The organism is Paraburkholderia sp. MM5477-R1 (assembly GCF_050436385.1).
GTDB lineage: Bacteria > Pseudomonadota > Gammaproteobacteria > Burkholderiales > Burkholderiaceae > Paraburkholderia > Paraburkholderia tuberum.
On record NZ_JBNDMC010000006.1, the window covers coordinates 1498204 to 1522626 of the forward strand.

Annotated in this window: 26 protein-coding genes; 19 read left to right on the plus strand and 7 right to left on the minus strand. The window is 61.4% G+C overall.

The features are described from left to right. Window positions 1–39: 39 nt before the first annotated feature. The 9 genes from OKW35_RS25340 to OKW35_RS25380 all read left to right on the plus strand — a co-directional run bounded on the left by OKW35_RS25340 (window position 40) and on the right by OKW35_RS25380 (window position 7617). A complete protein-coding gene (locus OKW35_RS25340) occupies window positions 40–702 on the plus strand; it encodes an amino acid ABC transporter permease (protein WP_429553459.1) in 663 nt (220 codons plus the stop codon). Window positions 703–806: 104 nt separating this feature from the next. After that, a complete protein-coding gene (locus OKW35_RS25345) occupies window positions 807–1526 on the plus strand; it encodes an amino acid ABC transporter ATP-binding protein (protein ID WP_429553852.1) in 720 nt (239 codons plus the stop codon). A 99-nt stretch (window positions 1527–1625) separates the two neighbouring features. Continuing rightward, window positions 1626–2273, plus strand: a complete 648-nt coding sequence (locus OKW35_RS25350; protein WP_429553460.1) for an amino acid ABC transporter permease — start codon at window positions 1626–1628, stop codon at window positions 2271–2273. Between the two features lie 126 nt (window positions 2274–2399). Continuing rightward, window positions 2400–2735 (plus strand): IS66-like element accessory protein TnpA, encoded by a 336-nt coding sequence (gene tnpA, locus OKW35_RS25355; RefSeq protein WP_429553853.1) that lies wholly within the window; start codon window positions 2400–2402, stop codon window positions 2733–2735. Next, entirely contained in the window at window positions 2692–3570 is an 879-nt protein-coding gene (locus tag OKW35_RS25360) for a transporter substrate-binding domain-containing protein (protein WP_429553461.1), read from the plus strand. Before tnpA ends, OKW35_RS25360 begins: the two co-directional genes overlap by 44 nt. Before the next feature lie 122 nt (window positions 3571–3692). Then, window positions 3693–5102, plus strand: coding sequence for an NAD(P)/FAD-dependent oxidoreductase (locus OKW35_RS25365; RefSeq protein ID WP_429553462.1), 1410 nt, complete (start codon window positions 3693–3695; stop codon window positions 5100–5102). 550 nt (window positions 5103–5652) lie between these two features. Next, window positions 5653–5898 (plus strand): EAL domain-containing protein, encoded by a 246-nt coding sequence (locus tag OKW35_RS25370; protein WP_429553854.1) that lies wholly within the window; start codon window positions 5653–5655, stop codon window positions 5896–5898. Between the two features lie 282 nt (window positions 5899–6180). Next, window positions 6181–6390, plus strand: a complete 210-nt coding sequence (locus tag OKW35_RS25375; protein ID WP_102630917.1) for a hypothetical protein — start codon at window positions 6181–6183, stop codon at window positions 6388–6390. Between the two features lie 309 nt (window positions 6391–6699). After that, window positions 6700–7617 (plus strand): HTH-type transcriptional regulator ArgP, encoded by a 918-nt coding sequence (locus OKW35_RS25380; RefSeq protein WP_429553855.1) that lies wholly within the window; start codon window positions 6700–6702, stop codon window positions 7615–7617. A 286-nt stretch (window positions 7618–7903) separates the two neighbouring features. Here the strand turns inward: OKW35_RS25380 and OKW35_RS25385 are convergent, their stop codons facing one another. The 4 genes from OKW35_RS25385 to OKW35_RS25400 form a co-directional block, all read right to left on the minus strand. Then, a complete protein-coding gene (locus OKW35_RS25385) occupies window positions 7904–9142 on the minus strand; it encodes a sodium:solute symporter (protein ID WP_429553463.1) in 1239 nt (412 codons plus the stop codon). Then, window positions 9129–10082 (minus strand): fatty acid desaturase family protein, encoded by a 954-nt coding sequence (locus tag OKW35_RS25390; protein WP_429553464.1) that lies wholly within the window; start codon window positions 10080–10082, stop codon window positions 9129–9131. The genes OKW35_RS25385 and OKW35_RS25390 overlap by 14 nt, the downstream gene beginning before the upstream one ends. A 636-nt stretch (window positions 10083–10718) precedes the next feature. After that, a complete protein-coding gene (locus OKW35_RS25395) occupies window positions 10719–10928 on the minus strand; it encodes a hypothetical protein (RefSeq protein ID WP_429553465.1) in 210 nt (69 codons plus the stop codon). Between the two features lie 137 nt (window positions 10929–11065). Continuing rightward, entirely contained in the window at window positions 11066–11503 is a 438-nt protein-coding gene (locus OKW35_RS25400) for a helix-turn-helix domain-containing protein (protein WP_131244182.1), read from the minus strand. 133 nt (window positions 11504–11636) lie between these two features. Between OKW35_RS25400 and OKW35_RS25405 the strand changes: the two genes are divergently transcribed. From OKW35_RS25405 to OKW35_RS25450, 10 genes are all read left to right on the plus strand, one after another. Then, entirely contained in the window at window positions 11637–11897 is a 261-nt protein-coding gene (locus tag OKW35_RS25405; protein WP_018423081.1) for a helix-turn-helix domain-containing protein, read from the plus strand. Between the two features lie 66 nt (window positions 11898–11963). Continuing rightward, on the plus strand, window positions 11964–12839 hold the full coding sequence (locus OKW35_RS25410) for a ParA family protein (RefSeq protein WP_018423080.1): 876 nt from the start codon (window positions 11964–11966) through the stop codon (window positions 12837–12839). Beyond that, entirely contained in the window at window positions 12836–14620 is a 1785-nt protein-coding gene (locus OKW35_RS25415) for a ParB N-terminal domain-containing protein (RefSeq protein WP_429553466.1), read from the plus strand. The genes OKW35_RS25410 and OKW35_RS25415 overlap by 4 nt, the downstream gene beginning before the upstream one ends. A 155-nt stretch (window positions 14621–14775) precedes the next feature. Beyond that, window positions 14776–15270 (plus strand): hypothetical protein, encoded by a 495-nt coding sequence (locus tag OKW35_RS25420; protein WP_429553467.1) that lies wholly within the window; start codon window positions 14776–14778, stop codon window positions 15268–15270. After that, on the plus strand, window positions 15263–15754 hold the full coding sequence (locus OKW35_RS25425; RefSeq protein ID WP_429553468.1) for a hypothetical protein: 492 nt from the start codon (window positions 15263–15265) through the stop codon (window positions 15752–15754). The genes OKW35_RS25420 and OKW35_RS25425 overlap by 8 nt, the downstream gene beginning before the upstream one ends. After that, the gene (locus tag OKW35_RS25430; protein WP_429553469.1) at window positions 15751–17358 is read left to right on the plus strand and encodes a hypothetical protein; all 1608 of its coding nucleotides are present in this window, start codon (window positions 15751–15753) and stop codon (window positions 17356–17358) included. Before OKW35_RS25425 ends, OKW35_RS25430 begins: the two co-directional genes overlap by 4 nt. Before the next feature lie 172 nt (window positions 17359–17530). After that, window positions 17531–18604, plus strand: coding sequence for a PFL_4669 family integrating conjugative element protein (locus OKW35_RS25435; RefSeq protein WP_429553470.1), 1074 nt, complete (start codon window positions 17531–17533; stop codon window positions 18602–18604). A 94-nt stretch (window positions 18605–18698) separates the two neighbouring features. After that, a complete protein-coding gene (locus OKW35_RS25440; RefSeq protein WP_429553471.1) occupies window positions 18699–19109 on the plus strand; it encodes a hypothetical protein in 411 nt (136 codons plus the stop codon). 132 nt (window positions 19110–19241) lie between these two features. Continuing rightward, complete coding sequence (locus tag OKW35_RS25445) at window positions 19242–19811, plus strand: single-stranded DNA-binding protein (protein WP_429553472.1); 570 nt, start codon at window positions 19242–19244, stop codon at window positions 19809–19811. 618 nt (window positions 19812–20429) lie between these two features. Continuing rightward, on the plus strand, window positions 20430–20714 hold the full coding sequence (locus OKW35_RS25450; RefSeq protein WP_018423071.1) for an HU family DNA-binding protein: 285 nt from the start codon (window positions 20430–20432) through the stop codon (window positions 20712–20714). Between the two features lie 53 nt (window positions 20715–20767). Here OKW35_RS25450 and OKW35_RS25455 read toward each other — a convergent pair whose 3' ends face one another. The 3 genes from OKW35_RS25455 to OKW35_RS25465 all read right to left on the minus strand — a co-directional run bounded on the left by OKW35_RS25455 (window position 20768) and on the right by OKW35_RS25465 (window position 24327). Then, on the minus strand, window positions 20768–21997 hold the full coding sequence (locus OKW35_RS25455) for a hypothetical protein (protein ID WP_429553473.1): 1230 nt from the start codon (window positions 21995–21997) through the stop codon (window positions 20768–20770). Then, window positions 21998–22870, minus strand: a complete 873-nt coding sequence (locus OKW35_RS25460; RefSeq protein WP_429553474.1) for a hypothetical protein — start codon at window positions 22868–22870, stop codon at window positions 21998–22000. Between the two features lie 272 nt (window positions 22871–23142). After that, window positions 23143–24327 carry a conjugal transfer protein TraB gene (locus tag OKW35_RS25465; protein WP_429553475.1) on the minus strand — a complete coding sequence of 395 codons (1185 nt, stop codon included), beginning with the start codon at window positions 24325–24327 and terminating at the stop codon, window positions 23143–23145. Window positions 24328–24423 lie beyond the last annotated feature (96 nt).

Here is a 24423-nt window from a genome sequence, read left to right on the forward strand (position 1 = left end):
CTCAATGGATGTAAGCGCAACAGAGGGTTACTAAGCAAAATGAATTTTGATTTCGCCTTTGCAGTTCGAATAATTCCCATCGTCGCAGAGGGGATCGGTAATACTATTGTGATCGCACTTTTAAGCTTCATTGGTGCATCGGTGCTTGGTTTCGTCTGGGAAATTCTGAGGCGATCACACCCGTATGTGCGCCCATTCGTTCAGTTCCTCGTTGACGCGATTCGATCAACTCCGGTGTTGGTGCAGATTTATTTTTTATTCTTCGTATTACCGTACTACGGGGTTGTGTTGCCGGCTATGTTTGTCGGTGTTTTTGGCTTAAGTTTATATTTTTCCGGATATCTATCTGAGGTTTTCAAGGCCGGTATCGACGCGATTCCGAAGGGGCAAACTGAGGCTTCTCAGGGGCTTGGTCTTAGTTGGATCGATACTGCGAGATTTGTTGTCGCCCCTCAAATGTTGCGCAACGTCGCTGCTCCATTGGGTGCTTATGTTATTGCGATTACCAAAACCACGCCTCTGTTGGCAGTGATCGCCGTTCCTGAGCTTTTGGGGAGCGCGTTTGACGTTGCATCCGCCACTTACCGCTATGCCGAACCAATGTTCGACGTTGGTGTCCTGTTCTTAATTTTGTCGGTAATTGCCGTTGCTGTCATCGGGCGCGTTGAGCGGCGTCTCGGTTTCGGAAATCGCGCAAGGTAAAGTAAATCAAAGGTGGTATTGGAGAATATATGGTGTTCGAAACGGTGGTTTCTGGAAGGGCGATTGACTTCTGCCAAAAAGTTAATGTACCGATAGCGGTGCACATGGAGAATGTGTCGAAGTGGTATGGCACATTCCAGGTGCTGCGAGATGTGGGTCTTGATATTTATGTTGGTGAACGTGTGGTGGTTTGCGGTCCCTCGGGATCTGGCAAATCGACATTGATTCGCTGCATTAACCAGCTAGAGAAACACGAGAAGGGTCGAATAATCGTGAATGGCACTGAAGTCCGCGCCGGCATGAAGGGGCTTCCTCTCATCCGCAGGGACGTAGGGATGGTATTCCAGCACTTCAATCTGTTTCCACATATGACAGTATTGGATAACTGCATGCTGGCGCTTGTCCGAGCGCGCAAAATGCAGAAGTCCGATGCTGCAGCACTCGCGATGGAAAATCTGCAACGGGTTCGCATTGCAGAGCAGGCAAAAAAGTATCCAGGGCAACTTTCCGGAGGGCAGCAGCAGCGAGTGGCCATTGCTCGAGCGCTTTGTATGAAACCGAAGATCATGCTCTTCGACGAGCCGACTTCTGCACTCGATCCGGAGATGGTCAAGGAAGTGCTCGACGTAATGACCGGTTTGGCCACCGACGGCATGACGATGATCTGTGTCACCCACGAGATGGGCTTTGCCCGTAACGTTGCGGACCGGATGGTGTTCATGGACGGTGGCCAAATCATCGAGCAGGCTCCTCCAGCCGAATTTTTTGACAACCCGCGACATGAGCGGGCTAAAAAATTTCTCGGTCAGATCTTGCATAAATGAGTAGCGTTATGCCTCTCATGGAAAATGGTGATGCTGGTACATTATCGCAATCATGCGACCAGCGTCGACTGAGAATGACGTGTTGTCGAGGAAAGTACTGTGGGCTTCTTTGAAATCTTGCTGGCGATCTATAAGGGGTTTGGCATCACAGCCATCGTTACCCTTTTAGGTCTGCTCTATGCAATTCCGTTCGCTGTAGTTGGCGGCGTCTTGCAGCATTTCTCGACCGGTGTAGTCCGTTGGTTTGTGACCGCTGTAATTGAGTTCTGGCGCAGCTCTTCAGCTATCGTCCTTCTCTACGCCTTCTACTACTCGCTACCGGCGTTCGGCATAAGTTTGTCGGCTATTGCCGTAGGTGCACTAGTACTGGGAATGAACGCTGGTGGATACGGTAGCCAGTCAGTGCGAGCCGCGCTGCAGGCACTCAGTCGCGGCCAAAGCGAAGCAGGCTTGGCCTTAGGGATGAATCGCTTTGACGTGCTCAGGACGATTGAGTTGCCACAGGCGATTTCGGTCATGATTCCAACGTTCGTGAACGAAGCGATTCAACTGATAAAAGGCACATCTCTGGTTTCCTTAATCACGCTAACGGACATGACCTTTCGCGCAAAGCAAATATCCGAGCTGAGTTATGATCCGGTCGGAATTTACACCGGTCTTCTGCTAGCCTATCTGATCATTTGCTATCCAGTGACGGTTTTCGGGCGTTATCTCGAAAGAGCGCATGGAAGGACCAAGTTACGCTAGTGAACGAAATGCTTTAAAAAAGCAAAGTCAATGGTAAGCGGCCGGACATCCCATCTTGAGGTCCGGTAAAGCTCTTGTGAGTAATCGTGTTCAAGCGGACATGTGAACACTATCGTCGAAGGCGGAGTGCCTTCCGAACGCCACCGCCGGCGACGTTACAGCGAGGAGTTCAAGGCCAGGGTCGTAGCTCCCTGCCGCAGAACTGGAATATCGGTTGCAGCGGTCGCGCTGGAGCACAGGCTCAACGCTAACCTGCTGCGACGTTGGATCAATCAGACAGAAGGCCGGCTGCCCAAGGGGCTGCCGGGCCATCCGGCAGATTTGCAACCCGCAGCCGCGCCAGCATTTGTGCCAGTTGCACTGGAAAGCGGCAGTCAGCGGGGCATTGACAGCTCGTTTTTTAGAGGGGTAATTTTCGATGTTAAAAGTGTTCGGGAAACTCAATATTGGCCTGTTGTTTAGCACAGTAATGCTTACTGCACCGTACGGTGCCGTGGCGCAGCCGACCGCTTCTCCCGCCCTGCAGGAACGTCACTTGATTATCGGAATTGCGAATCAAGCCCCCTGGGGCTACGTGACAAAAGACGGTGACGCTGCAGGGTTTTATCCTGACATCGTTAGAACCATTTTCAGGTCGGCGGGAATTAGCAAGCTCGACTTTGTGGTAGTGGACTTTGGTGCTTTGATTCCAAGCTTACTCGCAAAGCGGATAGATGCCGCGGCTGCCGGACTTGCTATTACACCTGTGCGGTGTGGTCAGGTAACTTTCAGCGATCCTGATTTGGCGATCGGAGATGAGTTGATAGTTAGACAGGGTAACCCTTTCGCTATTCACAGTTTTGCAGATGTGGTCCGAAATCAGAACATACGCATGGGCGGGGGGCGCGCGAGCACTAACACTGAGCATGCCCTTGAAGCGGGTATCGCGAGTTCGCGGATTCAGCAGTTCGAGGGCGTGGAAACTGGGATTGCCGCACTCCTAGCAAATCGAATCGATGCCTTTACGCTCTCGTCTGCCTCAGCGATTGCAGTGTCCAAAGATCGGAACCTCCGCGCGGTCGAACGGGCAAGTCCTTTCAAGGGTCTGGTCAAAAACGGCGAGGTGGTGGCAAACTACGCCGCCGTTGCTTTTCGTCCGGACGATACGCCACTGAGAGACCTCTACAACACGGGCTTGAAGCAACTCCAGGCTAACGGCGGAGTACAGAAGATCATGGAGCGATATGGCTTTACCGCTGAAGAAGCGGTACCACACGGACTGACGGCGAAGAAGGTATGTGGAACGCCCGTGGATTGACGTCTCGATCTGATCCAGCCGTCGAGGCGCAGTCATGCGCGACTGCTTGCATTGCGACGACGCATTAGTCATTCGCAGGACGAGTTCGAAAAATGTCGTTTTTTTAGCTGGCTCCGCAGTGTATGAATCCGGAAATACGCAACGAGCTTACTCAACTAACCATCACCGGCCTTCGACATCGGCTAAGCGGAATTGTCTCGAGGAAGCCGGACATTTCGTTACCGCGGTCCTTTGTGACGGCATGGAGTCTCAAGTTGGATGCGATCGTCGTTGGAGCGGGAGTCACAGGGATCACCGCGGCATTGGAACTTCAACAGCGTGGGTTGAAGGTCATGCTGCTGGACCAGCAGTCTCTCGCGCAGGGCTGCAGCTTTGTCAGTGCGGGCGTGATCTACCCAGGCGCATTCCGGTCCAGCACGTACTATCGCATTCCCGAGCTTCCTGCCGCTTTCTTCAAGGCTAGTTCGTCTTCCGCCCTCGATTGGCGATCAGCTCCAGGCCTGCTTTCGTGGTGTGTTCAATACGCGAGAGCAACGCGGTCGGACATCGTCTGGCATGGCAGGGACCTACTTCATGAACTCTGTCGAGACTCACTTCGTTCTCTCGAACTGCTGCTTGGCTCGGACCTGCCGCCCCTCAGCAGATGCGGTCACCTGGCGGTTCATCTCTCCTCTTGCGAAGTCGATCGGGCAACATGTCTGAACTCGATTCGCACGTCGCTCGGCGAGGCTGTCAGGATAGTGTCTGGCGGAGAACTGGCCGCGTTAGAGCCTGCGATTTGCCGTCTCGCGCTTGGGCCAAGTGCGGCCGGAGCTACCTTCCTGGCAGGGGCGGCTCACGTGACTGATACCGCTGCGTTTGTGGCCAGTCTTGCGGACGTATTTGTCCAACGCGGCGGGCTCCTGTGCTTCGACAGGGTACAGGGCCTTAATAGCGCAAGATGCGGAAAGGTCGCCGTGAAGTGTGCCCGGGGAGACTACTCACCCGGAACCGTTGTTCTCGCGACCGGCGCACACTCGAACCGGCTTCTGGCAGATTGCGATCATCGCATTCCGCTGGTTGCCGAAATCGGGTACCACATCGAGTTGGACGTCGAGCCCGGATTTATCAGTAGGCCTGTTTCGCTATCAGGCCTTGGCGTGGTTCTGACGCCGAGTGAACGCGGAGCCAGGATTTCCGGTTTCAGTCACTTCGGACTGCCATGTTTCCGAGCGCGGCCCGACCTGCTGTTATCTGCGCTGGATCGCGTGCGCAAAACCCTGCCGGGTCTCAGAGCTCGACCAGGATTCGAGGTACGCAGCGGTGAGCGCCCCAGTACACAGGACTCCTTACCGGTCATCGAGCGCGTTCCAGGCCATCGCTCCATCTTTGTGTCCACCGGGCACGGGCATCTGGGCCTCACGCTGGCTGCCGTCTCGGCGGGCATCCTTGCGGATCTGGTGACGAATGGCTCATCAAGCTATGAAAGCGAACTCAGCTCCCAAAGGTTCAGCAGAAGTACTAACAGCGAGGCAGTTTTGCGAGCGGCATAAACGTCAGAAGAGCATGTTTGCCGACGATGTCACGGCGAGTGACGAAACGGCGGAACTCGCGCAGCGGATACGCGGTGATCGCATCAAAGCGTCGAATCGATTGGCGGGGCGCCGGCGGGATTCAACATGCCGTATGCGGGAGCGCCGGAATCCATGATTGACAGCTGGCAAGGCACAGCTGGAAAGAGAGCGTCACATCTGCGAGATCCGTACGATCGCCGCACTGAGGTTGAAACAGGATGGAGAAAGTCATGGCAAGCGTAGGAAGGTCGTTGAGAAATATGGTTCAGGACTGGCTGGCACCCGATCCCAAACGAGGGTTTAGAGTCAGTCACGTCGGACGATCCGGACACGGGCGCTACGTTTGTGTCGTCGCAGACAATGAGGCGGGCTCAAGGGCAATGTTCTTTTTTCGCCACCGTGACGGGTCATGGTGCATCTTCCCGCCACAGCCAGAAAGACCCGCCATGCGGGTTGCGGGGAATTGTGTTGAACACGAAAGCGTAAATCAATAGACCGACGGAGCTGTTACCTGGACTATGCCTCTGACATTGCAAAAGTCGATGGTGGATATCTGCATCAGGCCCGCTCGAACGGGTGCGCACGAGTACATTTGGGTGCGCTGATCCGTCTGGCGCGAACATGCGCTTCGCATGTGGTGGTCGAACGTGTCGAGGACGAGGAAGACCTGTACGTCTCCCAGGCCTGTGGCGCGCATTGGGTTCAGGGATATCTCTTCGAGCCCATCTTCGCCGCCGGTTTGACACAATCCGCGTCTGAGCCCGAACGGGACTGATGCGCGAGATGGAAGGTCCTGCGGGAGAAAGGAGAAGTCATGAGCGACATCTATCAGTACAAACCTGGAAGTGGCGTGCCGGTCGTCACACAGCCCATCCCTGGCACGCGGACCTGCAGGCCCGCCTGCAATTTTCTTCTTCCGCGACAAGGACCGTGCTTGATGCGTCTTCCCGCCTGAGTCCGAACGTCCGTGATGGAGTGTTTCCCGCAAGTGCAGCGCGATAGAGGATCGACCCGGCCATCAAAGCCGGGCAAGTCCGGGATTGAGTGGAGTACAGAAATGTTTGAGAAATCGAAGCCGCTAACGCCCGAGTACGCCCGCGAGCTGGAAGTATGGACGTGCGCCTGGTACGACGAAGCCGTTGCAGCGAATTTCGTGCGCCCGCCGTATCACCCTGACGCGACGATCATCAAACGTCTCCAGGGCTACTTCCACGCCGGCCTGGCGCCGGCTGAAGCCGCAGTGGCATGCTTCGGAAGGAATCACTGAACGGTGTCCTCATCGCGTCCCCGCTGGGCAAGGATGGTCCTGCGGAAGGCAGACAACGATCCGATCCGCGGAGGCAATGAATGCCCAGCCCGTTACGCGCGTGTGTTAACCACTGGAATCGGGCAACAACTTTCAGCGAAGGTGCGCGTCTGTTGGTGTACCGAAGGCGGCGCTTTGGCACCTGAACGAAGGAAACCATCGACGCGAAGCCCTCGGGCGGCTGTGGGGCGACGGCGCCGCCGCATTCCAGACAGAACGTTTTTTTGTTGATACCTATGCGTGGTTCGGGAGGAGGGCGCGACGTTGAACATGATCGAACTGGAGACGTTTGCCGCAGTGGTCGAATATCGCAGTTTCACGCAGGCGGCGGTCGCGCTGAACATCTCCTCTGCTGCAGCGACGCGCCGCGTCAAGCGGCTCGAACAGTCGATCGGGGCGCTGCTCCTGATCCGCGAACCCACCGTGATGCTAACGAAAGCGGGCGAAGACGTGTTTCGTCATTTCATGACAGTGCGGCTGCAGGAAGATGAGCTGCTGCGGCGTGTCACTCCGGGGAGGAGGTCGACAACAGCGCTTGCCCTTGCCGTCAACGCCGATTCGCTTGCCACCTGGTTTGAGCCGGTCACGCGTGAGCTGGCGCAACACCATGTGGCGCTTGAGATCGTTGTGGACGATCAGGACCATACGCTCGAGGCACTGGCGCGCGGCGACGTCAAAGGCTTCCTGTCCACCCAGCCGGAACCGGTTGTCGATCGTTTCGTGGCGGAGCCGGTCGGACAGATGCGCTACCAGTGCGTCGCCACACCCGGGTTCGCCCGCGAACATTTCGCCGGTGGCCTGACCTTGCCGGGCGTGCTCGAGGCCACAGCCATCCTGTTTGACCGGAAGGACACCCTGCACGATGTGTTTTTCGGGTCGCATTTCGGGGTGACGGTCAGCAGGTACCCCAGACACTATTTTCCTTCGCCGGCGGCCTTGCTCAATGCGATCCTGGACGAGCTCGGTTACGGGCTGGTCCCCGCCATGCAGGCCGGGCCGCTGATCAGTGGCGGCAGACTGGTGGCGCTCGCCCCCGGGCACGACCTGATGATCGATCTTTACTGGCATCACTGGGAGCAGGAGCCCGAGCCGCTCGCGACGATCAGTGAACTGGTCATGGCAGCGGCGCGGCGGAGCCTGGTCCAGCCGGTCCCGGGGGAGAGCGCGTCAGTTGACGGAGCGTTTTGATTCGCCGACGCGATGCTTTGCGTCGACTCTTCCGGTCGCCGTTATCATGCCGCTCGTCGTCGCCGGCATTTTTTCACGGAGGCAGTACACGAGAACATGATGGTCGCGGCGCCGCCTGCGGTCGCCTGATCCAGGCAGTGATCGCGTCACTGTGAAAATTGCGATCACCGGCGACGTTGTGGGCCGAGGCGTGGCAGGCTTGTCGACCGTTTGATGGTGCCGGTTGGTCGCTACATGGCTAACACGCAGGAGCACGATCGGGGCGAGTTCGGGTGGCCAGGCGATTCTATAACCGCACGCGCCCGAGAAACGGCGCGAACTGCCATGCGACCGGCGCGCAGGCGGAGGCGAGCAGCCCCGCCGGAAGCGGGAGCCAACCGGGCAGATTGCCAATACCGGTCCAGTTCATTGCCGAAACGAGCAGGGAAACGATGGCGCCAGACAGCAACATCGCTGATGCACAGCGCGGTGCAACCTGCCGACCACGCTCGTGCAAGACGAACAGCAACCCGACGGCCGCAACGTAGATGATGTTCAGCGACACGATGGTCGACACAATCGCCTGACCATCCGTCGCGATTGCGCAGCCAATGGCGATGATCAGCAGGCGCGATGCGTAGCCGTAGCGACCGTCGCCGGCATGAAGGCCCTCAAGTGCCGATGACATCGCACGTGTGATCGCGGTCCCTGATCCGAGGGCAGAAAGCAGGATAATGCCGATGTAAACGAGGCCCTTGGACCCGCCGGTTTGCAGCATGATCCACGGGATCGCGCTCGCGGTGTCCGTCAGGCCGGACAGCTTGCCGGCATGAAGCGCTGCGACGACTGTTGCGGCCGGGAGAAACCCGGTCACCATGAGGAAGAGGCTCGCAAGTACGCAGCCGAGCCACGCATCTCGTGGTCGGCGCGCAGCGACGACAAACTGTTGATAGTCCGATCCCGTGATCACGAGAAATCCGACTGCTGCGATGGTCACCAGTGTTTCAGCGCGCGGCGCGGCGCGTGTCTCCTGGATGAAGGACGGCCACGCATGGAGGTACACGGTCAGGCCGTGCGATGCGACAAGCGCGTGCAGAAGCGCAACGTTCATGGCCAGCAGGCAGCACGCGAAGAGCGTTGCGGCCATGCCGAGTTCGATGGAGGACATGACCAGCAGCGCCGCGGCGATCACCGCCAGTGCATGGGTTGCCGGCAGTCCCGTCGCGACAAGCACGGCGATACCGCCATGGATCTGGGCCGCCAGCACGCCGGACATCCAGACGAGCGAGAGGAGCGCGACGAGCTTGCGCACCGCTGGACCGTAACGCTCGCCCAACACGTCCCAGATGAGTTCGCGTCCCCGCCAGAGCGTTGGTGCGGCCAGCGCGAGCGCGAGCATGCCCAGCGCGGTGACGATCGCATAGAGGCTGCCCGCCATACCGGCATGGAGTGCCATTTCGCCGGAACCGAGCAGGAATGCCACACCGTAGCTTGCCGAGACAAGCAGCGCAGCCACGTGTACCGCCCCGAGATTACGCTGCAACATTTTCGCCTCCATGGACTTCCCATTCACGCACGACTGCATCAGGGCCGCGAAAATACGCGTGGCAGACTCTGGCCGCGCCGGCGAAGGCAGGCAATGCTAGCAGCTCGCGCTGCGCGTGTGCGAGGCGGTGATAGGGAATCGACGGCATCAGGTGATGCGTGAGGTGGTAGCCGTTGTTGTGCGGATGAATGATCCGCCGCCATAGGCTGCGGGAAGAAACGTCGCGCGTGTAACTGAAGATCCCGCCTCGCTCCAGACAAAAGTGGTCGCACAGCTCACGAAACGTCGTGATCGCGTGAAAGACGGTGGCTCTCGCCAGCATCCATATGCCGAAGAAAAGCGCTGCCGCGTGAACGCCCCATACAAGCGTCGTGGCACCCAGTACGGCGGCCCACCATCCGGCCATGCCGAAGCGCTGCATCCAGCTGAGCCTCGACAGAGGCAGGTGTCCGAACGTCGAGCTCAACCAGGCCGCTGGCGCGAGCAGAACCTTGAAAAACGGCTGCCACCAGCGGTCGCCGGGATTCGGACGAACGGCGATGTAGTCAGGATCGCGCACCGGGTCGCCCAGCCACGCATGATGGCGGGCATGGAGCTCACGATAGAGCGCAAGGTTGTTGAAGAGCGCCGGTTCGATAAAGAGGCGCGCCAGGGCATCATTGAGGCGACATGAGCGGGCAAGATTGCGGTGCGCGGCGTCGTGCAGCAGGTTGCCGAGCGCACGCTGCCGGTTACCGACCCAAGCAACGATCGCGGGCGCCGACCACCATCCAAGGCGATGCAGGATCAGCATGGCGGCGGTGATGTTCATCCAATCGAATACGATATCGACGACGACATGGATTACGTCGGGCGAGGTCATGGCACGGTGAATCGTGTCCCATTCCGGAAACGCAGAGCGGATCAGATCCTGGTCGTGGATCACGGCGCGACTATTCATGGATACCTCGCATGGGTCAGTTCGCAAGGAAGACAATCACGTCGCCCGCAGCGGATGCGAATTGCGCGGCAGACGGACGGGCGATGACGCAACTGAGTTTTGATCTTACGAAAGGAGCAGGCGGTCGATCACGCGTTGCGCAAATATTCATGCAGTTGCATTTTCGGCAGCGCCATGCGCGATGGGTCTCCTTCCTTGCCGGCTGTTTCCAGCGGCAAGGGAATGAACGGCGCGGGTGTGAACGGGCAGACACGTGTTCGTTACGCCTGCGCAATATTTGGCGCGTGGGTTAATGCCTTGTAGAACTTGGTAACGTCACGCGATATGACGCAGTGAGATTTGAAGAAGCACTGAACAGACACGCGGTCGAGTGGCGATGTAGCGTCAATTTGCGTGCTGTGTCGTCATGTGCCCCGTATGGATTCCGCGGTGACGCGGTGCTTCCCGGTGACGATGGTCGTAGGCAGTGTTACTGGCAACCGCTGTAATGGTGTCAACCGGATTCCGTCTTTGACTTCGCGAATCAAGGCACCATCACGGGGCGATGCCCATATCCCGCGCGGAGAATTGATCAAGGGGCGGCAGGATTTTCACGAATCAGCGTGCTGGCCGGGGCCAGGAACGGAACGTACGCCGCTATGATGGTTCGCCGTCGACCGGTTCCGTCGAGAGGCGGATCTGAAACCCGATGGGCACTTGCTGTGCAATGACGAGTTCAAGACGGATATGTATGTCGGGTGCCGACGGGATTTTTGCGGCATGCTCGCCATGCGCAAGCAGGGCATCCTTCTCGATCTCGCTTGCCAGTTGATCGAGTTCCTTGCTGATTTCTTCCCGGCGTCCCATTCCATTCTCCCGACCGATGGCGATATCGCAGGCGTTTTCACACATGCGTCAAAAGGCGCTACTTCGGAAGATTAATGTTCGCCCGATGGTTGGCGGGCGCCATTGCAGAATTGTTCCCGCTGCTGACCTGGGCGCAATCATCGCGTCAGGCGACCGATGCGTGAATCCTTCAGGATCTGCTCGGCGCTCTCGCCCAGCAACTGGCATTGCTCGTAGAGCAGACCAATGAGTCTCGCCTTTTTCTTCGCATCGAGTGGCGCCTCAAGACGCTGTTCGATCCGTTCGACGGAGACCAGCACGCCGTCGAGCGTCTTCTGGTCGAGCCGGTACCGCACATCCCGGTCGAGAATCATGTTGCCGTCGCCTGACATCAGCCAGACGGGATCGACTGAAAACCGCTCGTATAGCCCGCGCAGCAGTTCGATCGGGATCGCACGCTCCCCGCGCTCGTAATTGGCATATGCGCGCAGAGACAGCCCGAGCTGCCGGGCCATCTTGTCTTGGGACAGGCCGAGATGCTCGCGCACCTGCGCAACCCGCTGATGAGAGTCTTCGTGATCAGTGGTGCTTGACATGTCTGTCTCACATTCCTAGAGTGATCCTGTGCCTTGATTATAGGTACATTCGAGTAATAGACAATCCTGGACGTACCCGAACGAAATGAGCTCTCGCTGGACGGGTGGTGCGTCGAGGTGCCGTGGAGGGAGAGTGACGAGCAGGCGCTTCTACACGCTGGAAGAGATCGCGCGAGAGCTGCATATCGCGCCGGCGACAGCACGCAACCGCCTGACGCTCGGGCTGCCGATGCCGCCGTCAATTCGCGTGGGGCGCCGGCGTCTTTTTCCGGTCGACCAATATGAAAAGTGGATCGCCTCGCAACTTACGCACTCCGGTGGAAACGAGGCCGCCGGAGACGCCACCGAGGACGCCAGTCGCGATTCATACGGGCCGCCTCACGATCCGACTTAGTGACCATATTCTTTTTCATTAACTGAATTTCCACTCAAGCGATGACGCTGTACTGGATCTCCCACCGTGCCGGTAGTTATCTCCTTCGTCTCCACCAAAGGCGGCGTCGGTAAGACGACCGTCGCCGCCAATCTTGGCGGCCTGCTCGCAGCCTTCGGCTTGAAGGTTCTTGCGATCGATGCAGATGTCCAGCCGAGTCTAAGTAAGTTCTTTCCCGTCAATTACCGTTCATCGCAAGGTCTGACTGCAGTCGTGACTTCGGGCGGCAATCCGTCGGCCGACTGCATCAGTCGCACGATTTTCTCCAATCTCGATCTGGTCTATTCCGATACGCCGGATGCAGCGCTGCAGGCGTGGCTCAATCGCCGTGAGGATCGCCTGATGATCCTGCGCCGGGCGATGCGCAGTCCGCTTGTCGACCCTTATGACGTCGTGCTGATCGACACGCAAGGCGCGGTCGGCGAACTGCAGAAGTCAGCGGCGATGGCGGCAGACGTGATGGTGTCGCCCGTCAAGCCGGATGCGCTGAGCGCCGGCGAGTTCGCCACGGGCACGATCGCGATGCTCGACGAGCTGAACCGGCTGGCCGACTTCGGCGAATCCTTCCGTTCGGGCGACCTGCTCGCGCTGATCAATGCGCATGAGCGCACCACCAACGCGCGGGCACTTGCAGCCGTGCTGCGTCAGCGCTTCTCTGAACATTCGAAAGTCCATGTGCTCGACACCGTGATCCCGTCAGCCGCGGCGTACGCGGCGGCGGCAACGGCACGCGTTCCCGTGCATGACTTTGATCGTCGCCAGCGGTTCGGGAATTCGGCATGGAACGTTATGCACCGTCTCGCATGGGAACTGTTTCCGTCGCTGGCGAACGTCTATGCCGGTGCTTCGCAGGGTTGGACGGGCGACACCCGGACGGGTGTCCGGCAGGGGGCGGTCGCGTGAACGTGTCGGACAAGCCGCTCAGTGAGGCGCGCGAAACGCTCGCTGCCCAGCGCCTGGACGTGCCCCCGCCGGGCGCTCAGACGCCCGAACCGCAGCTCACGTCGGTGATCCGGCTGAAGATCACCGACGTGATGGTCTATGAGCGCAATCCGCGTCGCGCGTCGCACGAGCGTATCGTCGAACTCAAGGAGTCGATCCGGGCGAACGGCATCGAGCAGATCGTGACGGTGACCCGCCGTCCAGACGAGACGCGTTACGTGGTGGCGAAGGGCGGCAATTCGCGCGTGACAGCAGCGACGGCCCTTCACGACGAAACCCGCGACGAACGCTTCCTTTACTACGACTTTATCTACGTGCCGTATCCCGGTGAGGCGAAGCTGCTGGCGGCGCACCTGCGCGAGAATGACCAGCGCGCCGACCTCTGCTTCTGGGACAAGGCGAATGGCTATCTAGCGCTCAAGACCGATCTCGAAGCCGAACGTAGCGAGACGCTGTCGTTACGTGAATTCTCCCGGCTGCTTGAACAGGAAGGGGCACCGGTGAGCCATGTGCTGCTCTCGCTCTTCCAGTTCGCGGTCGACCGTCTCTCCGCCCTCGGACCCGCCACGGCGTATCTGAGCCGGCGCGCGCTTGTCGATGTGATCCAGCCAGGCATCGGCATGCTGCTGCGCCTCACGAGGCGCCTCGGCTTCGACGATCAGTGGTTGCAGGCGCGGGTGATCGATCCGCAACTGACCGGCGTCGCCGCCCGCTGCAATCCGGACAACCCGGATGCGGGCGGCACGCTGGCGCAGTCTGCGCCATTTGATGCTGCGCAGTTGGTCGACGGATTGATACAACGGCTGGCAGGCGAGCTCGGCGTGCCGCGCGACGCCATGGACCGGATGTGTCATCTGCTGGAGCGCACACCGAACGCTGCCGGTGATGACTTACGTGAAGTCGGTGGCATGCCGGGTGAGCGACGTGAACCTTCATCGATCGCATCCGATGTCGACGCGAACCGTGCGGCGGCCACACCGGATCCTTCGGCCTCGTCGGGACCCGTGAGGTTGACCCGGTTCGACGAACAGCCTCGCGCCACGCCGGCTGCGGATGGAACCGTGCCGCGCCCGACCGGTGTCGGGCAACGGCGTGGCGAGTCAGTCGTGTCGACGGATGGTCCGCAACGCGCACCGGATGACCCATCCACAGTGGTGGCCGACGACGTTCACCGGGACAGCACGCTGCACGCTGCGTCTTCTTCAAACCAGGGTGAACTTTTACGGGAAACGGTGCTGACTTTCGCACGAACCTGCGGTCTCGATGGATGCGTACGCGATGCGCCCGCGTTGCCCTACGGGTTCATGGTCGAGCCACCGCCGCCGGACAGACCGCGTTTCTCGCCCGGTGTCGCGCCCGGGTTGTCGCCCGGCGTCGGCGCGCAGCGTGACGAAGAGATGCTCAACCGGTATCTCGGCTGGTGGTGGCTCGTGAGCCTGTCACGGCAAAACACCGCAACGGGCATCGCACGCGTTCCCTCCGGGAGTCTCTTCGCACAGATGGCCCGCGATGACGAGACGTGGAACCGCACCTGTGACGCGAGCGTCGGCGAGCCGTTGCTCGCCGACCGCATGGACGTGATGTTCGACGTGATGCTCAATCCGGATCACCCGATCGGTCAATGGTGGGACGAGGTCATTCGCGCGGCGCGCGCATTCCGGGCGGCGTACCCCGAGCGCTTTGCACCGGCGCGCTGGCCCGAACCCGGTGCGGACGAGCGGCTTCAGCGGGGTGGGGCGTGATGGACAACGCTTTCCTGCGGCTGAAGAGCGAAGCGCTCGAGCATTTCGTGCTACTCGAGCTGATTGCATGTGCTTGCATGACAGATCGGTACGTCATCGCAGGACATGAGGATAACGAAGTTTCATGTGGAACAGCGTCGCCGCATCGGAAATCGTTGACAGATCGGCTACCGGGCGCAATCAGGCGTGTGCTCAGTGATGCCCGTTCGCCGGCGCTCGTGCGCGATCTGCTGACCGCGGGTGCATTGCGTGTCTTTGTGGATGCCGGCGCGTTGCAGCGTCGCTGCGAGCTGCTTGAGCGTCAGTGGCGCGATCAGGACCTGTTGCGCGCCTTTGTGGAGCGGCAGGCGAGCATTCCGATGATCCGAACGTTTTTCCGCACCACCACGCGCGCAACGATTGCACGGCTGCGCGCCGAACTCAATGTCGCCGCGCCGACGAAACCGCGTGCGCTGTCGCGCTACGGAATGGATCTGCTTTTCGATGCGTGGGCCAGTCTGAAGGACATCGGCGACCTGCGCGAACGCTATCTGGCGCTGCATGAGCGATGTGGCGGGCAATGGTCGCTCGCGACGCTTTTCGCGGCGCTCGACGCGGACACCGGAGACGTTGCCCCACCTTCTTCCCACCAGGAGTCTGACCATGTATGACATGCGACTTGATCCGCAGGGCAACCTGCTGCCCGGCAAGACCTGGGACGATTCACCCGGACTGCCGCCTGCCGAAGCCGAAATGGTGCTCTCGATGCTCGACGTGCCGATCGCGATAGACCGCTGTTTCGTCGAGGTCTGTGGCGACCTCGCCGCGGCCGCCATGCTCACGGAACTGTCGACGGTTGAGAGCGAGACGGGACGTCACCACGACTGGCTTCAGGTTGCGCCCGACGAGTTCGCGCGCAGAGTGGCGCTCTCCGAGTCGCAGCAGCGCGCCGCGCGGCGATTGCTCCGGTCGAAAGGCCTGATCGCGCATCGTCGGCGCAAGACGCTGCTGGCGGATGAGTTCCGTATCCTCTGGCCGGCTGTGCTCGCGCTGCTTCAGCGCAAAGCGGAGGAGCGCACCGCGCATATTGTCTGGCCCCCCGTACGTCCCGATCAGCCGCAACAGCTGAATCAGCTGCAGGAGGTCCAGTCATGATGCCCGGTTGCCATCCCTATATCACCGAGTTCGAAACGATGTGGGCCCTCCTTAGGCCGTATCGTCCCATCGCTTTCGGGACGCGCATGGCCCGCATCACCGGACATCCGAAGCAGGCGCTGCTGCTCTCGCAGTTGGTGTACTGGACGCGACGCGGACGCGATGTGGAGGTCAATGGCGGCTGGATCCACAAGACCCGCGAACACTGGCTGATCGAGACAGGCCTGTCGCGTGAAGAGCAGGAAAATGCGCGGCGGCGCATGCGGGACCTGAACCTGCTGGCCGAATGGCGTGGTGGTCAGCCTGCGCGCATGCATTACCGGCTGGAGGTGGAAGCCATATCGGCCGCCGTTCGCGCGACCTGTCCAATGGCCGTGCAGCTCCCAGCATCGATCGAAGCGATGCGGGCGGATCCGTTCGCGGGTGACGCGTTGCTGGGGCCGACTGTCGCGTACCGACGCGTTTTTGTTGATCTCGTCGGCAACGTGAATGCCGCGCTGCTGCTCTCGCGCATGGTGCAGTTGCAGCGCCGCGAGGCCGACCGGCAATGTACCTGGTTCACGCACACGGCCGGAGAGTGGCAACGCACGCTGGGACTTAACCGGCGTCAGCTCGACAACGCGAGAGCGCGGCTTGTGCACCAGGGGTTGATTCGCGAGTTCATGCGCCAGTGCACCGGCCGGCGTGTTTTCACCCAGGTCAATGCGGGCGAACTGAAGCGCCAGCTCGAACGCCTGGTGTCGCGCGGCGATGTGCGCGAGCGGCTCGCGACGCGCAAGCGCCTGCTCGCGCAGAGTCTGCGCGAAGGAGACGCGCGTGCAGCCGCAGCGACGCTACCGGCTGTTACCCCGGGTAACACCCGGCCGTCCGCCATTGAAGTTCATGCGCCACACGTGCGTGCCTTGGCGGCGGAGCGCCCGAAGTCGCCAACCGGAAGTCTCCGGCTGTATGTGGATCCGCCTGCGGTGCCACTGCAGTTGGCGGGTTTGATCCATTACCGATGGCGGGAAACGGGCGTTCCAGACGCGCGCGTATACGGAAGGATTACATACAAGACTACAACGACCGCCGGCCCAGCGATCTCGACCGGCAAGAGATCAAACGCGGTTGTGGTGGGAATCGACCTTGGCGCCGATTCTGGTTCGCCGATCTTGCCATTGCCTGCGGCAGACGACCCCAGCGTGCTCGTTTGGCCCACCATGCTGCCGGTCAACGATCGCGCACTCATCGCCTCGCACCTCGCACGGGTTCCTGCGACCGACCGCCAGATGTTGCTCGACGAGATGGCGGCAGGCCACCGGCGCCAGCCGGTGCAGTTGCCCGTCGCGTACATCGCAGGGCTCGTGCGACGCTATATCGGCGGCGAGTTCATCCCCACCAGGGCGCACCTCGAGCGCGCGGCACGCAGGCGGGCGACCGGGGGGGAGGGCACGAACGCTGGGTCAGTGCTTCCAGGTGATGCGATGGAGCCGGGCGCGTCGACGCCTGAGACGGCCCGCCGGAATCTCGCAGCCATTCGCGATGCACTGCGCGAACGGATCGCACATCGGCCTGCGCGTCATTCGCCCTGCGGGGCGGCCAGTCAGGCGGGCGCCCATGCGTGACCGGATCCATCGCGTTTGCGGAGCACATGCGCGTACCAGCCCATGTTTTCCCACCGCGCGCGCTGTCACCCCGGATAACACGCGACTGTGCGGGGCTGCCTGCTGTTACCCGGGGTAACAGCGCTGGCGTTTCCCTCACTGTCCAACGAACACCTGTTTCAGGGAGTCTGTTATGGATACACCGTCCGCCGCTTCGTCTCACACCATTGATCCGTCTGTCGACGCCTTCGAGCGCTCCACGTCGTCCCCGTTTGCCGACGGTTATGACGTTGATACTGAACGCGCCGTCCTTGCACACCTGATTGTCGACGGTGATCCCGACCCTGCCGATCCACTGTTCGGCCGCTACCAGTTGCTTCTCGAACGCGAGGAAGCGCTGAATCGCATGCGCGAAACTCACACGCTGCGACAGGGCAGCGATCCACTGGTGCGCCCGCACGAGGCTCAGGAGATCAGCCGCATGGGTCAGCTCGGTAGCGACGGTGCGGACCGCATGCGGCTGCACACGCGCGACGCGATGCGGCTGTTTCTTGGCCGGGCCGTACCTCCAGGCGAGTCGGGACATGCGATGGCGGGCGGCCGCCGCGTGGCTGCGTCGCTGCGCGCGTTGTGGTCGCTCTCGGGCAACGACAACCCCTATGCGGACTGGAAGCTCATCGAGATCGCGGATCGCATCTCCGGCATCCGGCGCGCGAACGAGCTCGAGCAGCAGCATGCCCGCCAGTTGCTAGACGCCGCGCGCGAAAAAGGCCTCGAATATTCGGTGCTGCAATCGCGCGAACCTGCGCACGTATCGCTCGAGTTTGGCTCGCCGTACGGTTACATGATCGTCATGCTGCTTGTCGAGCTCGACTATCTTGTGCGCCTCGTGCGTTCCGCGGTGTTGCGTGACCTGATGTCGTCGATAGAAGGCTTCCGGCGCATCGGCTCGGCCAAGCACCGGTGCCTGTCCGTGTTCCATTTCGCGGTGCACTGTCAGCGCGTGCTCGCGCGCGCCGAATTGCTGCCGCTTTCGCGCATCGACTTCCTGCCGAATGCGGATGCTGCCGCACGCGAACGTGTTGAAGCGGCGCGCGCGCTGCTTGGCGTATTGCCGCGGGACGTCTTTACGAGCGCGCGTGAGCCACGTCACAGCCGGCGGCGCGTGAGCCGCCTGTCGGATGCGGAACTGCGTCTGCTCGACAGTGTGCCGCTGTCCGGGGACGACGCGGTCGCGCGAGCTGCAGCAGACGCCTTGGTGCAATGATTCGAGGACTGCGGCAATGACTGACCGACCTTCGGATCTGGATCGACGTTCAAAGGCCTTTAAGGGTAAGGGAGCCGGCAGCCCGGAGCCAGCGATGGCGGTACCTGTATCACGGATCGCAGGCGACGCCGGGATACGCGTGCTGCTGCGTTCGTACGAGCACTGGCTCAAGGACACTGTGACCGAAATGCAGACGCTGGCGCCGGAGAGCGCGACCACCGGGCTCGATGTGTCGCTGCGCTGCGTACGCATTGCACTGGCGAGCGGCGCGACGCGCCATCGTCTCGACTGGTTCGTCCGCGGTGAGCCGCATGCTATCGCCTGGGCGCGCGCGAAGCAATGTTTCAATCGCATTCCGGCGCCGCTGCGCGCGTACCTGCAACAGTGCGACGCGCGCGCGAAGGAGCTCAACGCACTGGAGTCGGTTTTCCGGTATGCGGCGAGCCAGCTCACGATGTATCTGGAACACGGCACAGTCAAGGTTCGAAGGATCGACGGCACCTGAGACAGGTGCGTGGTCCCGTCGCGTTGCGACCGGCGGGGGCATCAGGCTAACGCAGAGCAGCCATCCAAAAAAGCAGGCAATGGACAGCGCGTTCGTATCACAGGGGGCAATCCTTGATGAACGGAGTCCGCAATGGGCATCTACGCAGAACTGGTCGGCAACGTGCTGGCGTCGCCGACGATGAAGCAGGTCAACACCGCCAGCGGCACGCGGCGCATCGTCGAACTGCGCGTCATGTCTGCCAGCTACCGGCGTCTTGACGACGGGACACTGGAGCAGCGCGAAGGTCGGACCTTTCCTGTCGACGTGACGGTGTGGAACGAGCGCCTGACCGAGCGCGTGATGCAGCATATCCGCACGGGCGCGAGCGTCGTCGTGCGCGGCGACTTCTACGTGAGTCCATGGATCGACCGCGAGAACGAGGCCGACGCGGGCCCCCATATTGACGCCGAATCCATTGCCCTGAACCTCGTGCGCATCGACCAGGTGGTGTACCGCCCGCGTCAGACGCGCGAGTCCGATGTTCCAGCACAGGACGAAGGCGCCAGTGAGCCAGCCGGTCCGGCCGATGGCGAAGCGGAGGAGTCCACGTCGGGCGAGGAACCAGGAATGCCGCCGGATCACGCGGACTCCGATGCGGCGACCTCCGTCCAGCCTGCGGGCCGGCGTTCGCGTCGGGCGGCGCGAGCCACGCCCGAATAGCTTGCACCTCCGTGGATGTCATGCGCGCGCACATCGTTCGCTGTGCATGACTTCTACGCTGGAGTATCGCGGAGGACACGGAAATGATGGACGTCAGCTCGCCGGCCATGCCGGACGTTGAGGAACTGCGGATGTTGCGGGCGCTGGTGTATGAGGGCGTAGCGCTAGCGCCCCACGGGCCGTACGTTGCGCGGTTTCACAGATGGATCGTCCAGGTCTCGCGCGAGGGCCGTTGCAGCGCGGGTTGCCTTGCGCCGGTTACGGTCGAGATCCGCCACCCCCATGGCGAATTACTCGAGCGGACCTGCCTGGTAGTTGACGACCGCGCCGACCGCGAGACAGGACCATGAGGGTGCTTGCGTCATTGCTGGATCGATGTCTCTCGCTCTGGAGATTGCCGCGTTGAGGCAGACGGCCGTGACCGTCCATATGCGATGCTGTGGCTATTGGCTTACCATATCGAGTCCGTCAAATTGGCGAGAGAGGGCGAGAGTGAGCTTATGCGGTCGGCTGTCTTCGCGGTACGGTACGCGGATTCGTTTGCTGTAGCGGCCATCCGCGTAGCTGACCACGCAATATCGTGCCGTCTTATTTTTTGTATTGACAGAAGGAGAATTCATGAACAAGCAAGAACTGATTGATGCCGTCGCGTCAGCAACGGGCTCGAGCAAGGCCATCGCGGGCGAGTCCATCGATGCTTTTATCGGCGCGATTACGGAGGCGGTGGTCAAGGGTGATACCGTGCAACTAATCGGATTTGGCTCGTTCAGTCAGGGCAAGCGTGCGGCGCGCACGGGCCGCAATCCGGCGACTGGCGAGGAGATCAGCATCGCTGCCGCGAAAACGGTGAAGTTCACTGCAGGCAAGGGATTCAAGGACTCGGTCAACGGCGGCGAGCGGTAGGAGAGTTATCCCGTCACGGGCTACCTGGACGGCGGTTGCTTCGCCGGGTGCTGCTACCGGATATGCGGCGCGAGCACCTTGCCGACGAATGCGGAGGCTGCAGTCGGCCCGAACTGTTCCCGAAGTCGCGCGTTGAGAGCATCGCGGGAAGCGCCGCTCGCGCAGGCTGCGTCGGTGAGCGCCGTATAGGCATCGAGCACATCTGCCCCCGTGATCTCGTACCCGGCGCCGGCGTCGATCCAGCGCAGTGCGGCCATGCCGCAGGTTATCGCGAACGCCGGCTGCCGCTGCACGAACTCCCGTGCTGCCCGAATCAGGGTACGCGGGTCTGTCGGGCTGGTCCGGATGAGCGACGTCGCGAGATCGAAGAGTCCCGCGTCCTTCGCGGACGCAAACCATTTGCCTTCCGAGCCGGGCTCGTTTTCGATCAGGTCCTGCAGGATTGCTGCCTGCGATCTCCCGGGATACTTCCTCGCGATCGCACGGAAGGTCGCGAGGTACGTCCCTGAGCGGTTAGCCGCGATCGCATACCGCCGGTAGGCCTCATCCGGCATGCCGCAGGCGAGCAGGATCGTCTCGCAGGCGAGGGCGATCGCACTTTCCGGCGCATGGGCGTCACGAGACTGCTCGGCGTAACGCAGCGCCTCTTCGGGCCGGCCGAGTGCCACGAGCGCCTTTACACCCCATTGCCGGTACCCCCACCATGTCATGCGCGCCGAGTCGACCAGTGCGAGCAGTTCGTCGAATCGGTGCGCGACGTAAAGCGCACTCATGCACGCGGTAGTCCCGACAAAAAATCCACCCTGGCCGTCGGGGCCGATCACATGGGCCGTGATGGGCAGCAGCCTGTCCGCCCATGCGGATGCCATATCCGGTGTTACAGCAAGATCTCCCCACACATCGGCGAGGCGTTCGATATACGGCATCTGGTCTTCCTGCAACGCCGCAAAGAGACGTTCCAGCCACGCCTGTCTGATTGTGGAATCAACTTTGGCTGCGGCAATCAGCGGAGCCAGTGCATCGATGGCCCGATTGACTGCGGTGCCCATCGCGCCGGACGAACTGTCGACCTGTTCCAGCGCCGGAGACAGTTTTTCGAGCAGGAGGACTGCGCCTTCGGCAGCAAGGACGGCATCGGAGCGCGCCACCTGCCGGATCTCGACGACCGCTTCCTTCAGCCGCTGGATCGGCAGCGCTGATTTCCAGCCGAAGGCGTTACGCCGGAAACGGGCGCCGAAGGTCCATCGATGTGAGCTCGTGTGTGACATCCCGGTTTTCAGCATTCAGCGCGTTTTCATGTAGTGCCGGTAGAGGGGATCGTGGAGATCACGCAGATCGCGACGGCTCTCCATCAATTCGTGGTGACGGCCTTCGCGCTCGAGCGCGAGCAGCCGAAGCACGAGTCTTGCTGCCCGTTCGGGCTCGGTGTCACGGCAGGGTTGTGCCTGCTTCAGCAGCGGTGCGAGTCCGGTTTTCTGGATCAGTACCCAGGCGGGAAACCACGCGAGGTCGGCGACATCGCCGGTTCCTTCAAAGGACGCTTCGAATGCCCTGCGCAGCGTATCCAGCAAACTGTCCTCGAGATGCTGGAGCAGGCCATCGAAACGGGTGGGAGCAAGCCATGCGAGTTCGGCCAGAAGCGGCCAGGCGGCCTCGAGACCATCGAGCCGGTATCGGCATTCGGCCATCCACATCAGCGGTGCAGGAATGCGTCGCCAGGATTCGATGCGCGTGACGGCAGCTTCAGCGGCTTTCCAGTCGCCCGCATGCAGGTAGAGCGCGGCGCCGTGTGCATCGGGCTGGGCCGCACGGAACGCCAGATCCGCGGCGCGTTGCGCGAGTTCCTTCCAGAACGGCGCAAGCCAGGCGATGGCGGCCCGTTCGCCCATCAACTGGTTCGCCGAGGGGCGGACGCGGGTCAGTAGCGTCTCCCACGCGCCAAGCGCGGCGTCATGGTTCGCGAAGGGTAGGCTGCAACGTGCTTCGAGGGCGGTCACGAGCGTGTCAAGCGCCACGAGTGCCGCATCGTCCGGATATTCATGCCCGAGGATCTGCAGCGCACGGCGGGCGGAGGAGGCATCGTGGTGTTGCAATGCCGACAGGACATCGTTGCGCAGCATCACATCACGGCTGTCGTCAAAAATATCGAGTTGCATGGGTCGGACTCAGAAGAGCTGGTCGCCAGGACTCACAAGGTTATGCGACTTCACTACGCTCCTCAACGGGCGTCCGTCTTCAAGGATGGACTCGATAACGGCGCGCTGGCCGCTCGCCTCGGCAACCACGCGCACCATCCTGTCCCGGTAGCGCATCAGCGCACCGATCGGCGGGCAAACGAGGCGCTTTCGTCTTCGGTCGGCTTTCGGCATCAGGACAGCGGGAGCGGGAACGTGGCGGATTATCCCACGCCTGCCCGCGCCTCCGGCGGCTACCTGTTCACGGCACGCAGCAATGGCACACCGGACAGTCGGGCGATTGCGGCGACGCCCTGGCGCTGGATCTGTGCGAGCGCGAGGTCCGAATCGAACCAGCTGTTGGACAGGCTGACGAGCACATCGGGCGAATGCAACAGGATGCGCCAGTGCGGCCACCACAATAGGTCTTCATAACAGATCGAGAAGGCCACGCTCTTGCCTGCGACCATGACGTATGGCTGGCTGAGACTCCCGCGGATCGCGCTAACGGCCGCACCGGGGCGCCACAGCGCCGCCGGCACCGGCTGGCGACTATCCAGGCGGCCGTGGTCCGCGCCGACGATGACCGCGCTGTCGGTGTACCGGAACGGCGTGCCGGACGCGGTCAGGTCCATGCCGACGATCAATGTTCGCTTTGCCGCTGCGAATGCCTGGATATCGTCACGCCACCAGTAGCCCATCGCCGGGCGCCACAGCCCCACGATTTCCTCCGGAAGGACAACAACGGTGGCGCCTTCGCTGAACGCACGCTGTGCGATGGTTTGGACCTGTCGCGTCCGGGCATAGAGCGACGCATAGCTGGACTGATCGAACCGGCCGAGGCGTGTGTCGAGTGCTGTCCACCGGGACGGTACAAGAGGCGCGCTCGCTACACTGCGCGCGAGAAGGGATAGGATCGCCAGCAGCGTTGCAACCTGTCTGGCGAAGCGACCGCGTGAGACGGAGGCCGCGCATGTGGTGGCGGCTATGCCGAGCACCAAGCCTGGCGCCTTCCAACCGGGAAACAGGGTGCTGGCGACATATGCCGGCGATAACCACCCAATGATCCCAAGTGGTGGTACGGTCACGAGCACCGTCGCGACGGCGGCGCACAAGGCGTGGCGTGCGGCGCTCGCGTCCGACTCAGGTTTGAGCACGGCCCACGGTGTCGCCAGCACGCACGCCTGCGCAATCCAGAATGAGAAGCCGAGCATCAGCGCTTCGGGTCGCGTCAGATCTCCATAGCCGGAAAAGAAACGCATGCTCACGACGGGAATATCCCGTGCGCCAGCAAGGTAATAGCCGATCCAGATCGCGATCGCCGAGGTACGTCCCGGCACGCGCGACCATATGGCGGGCAGGAGCAGCAGGAGCACCTGCCATTGCCCTGGGTACCATGTGGACAGCGCCACCAGCGCGCCGGTGGCGATCAACGCCACGCATGCGAGGCTGCGTGGGAGAGACTGGACAGGAGCCCGCGTCGATGGAAGAAGTGGAGGCAGCGCAAACATGGGTCCAGAGGGAGGCAGAAGTTA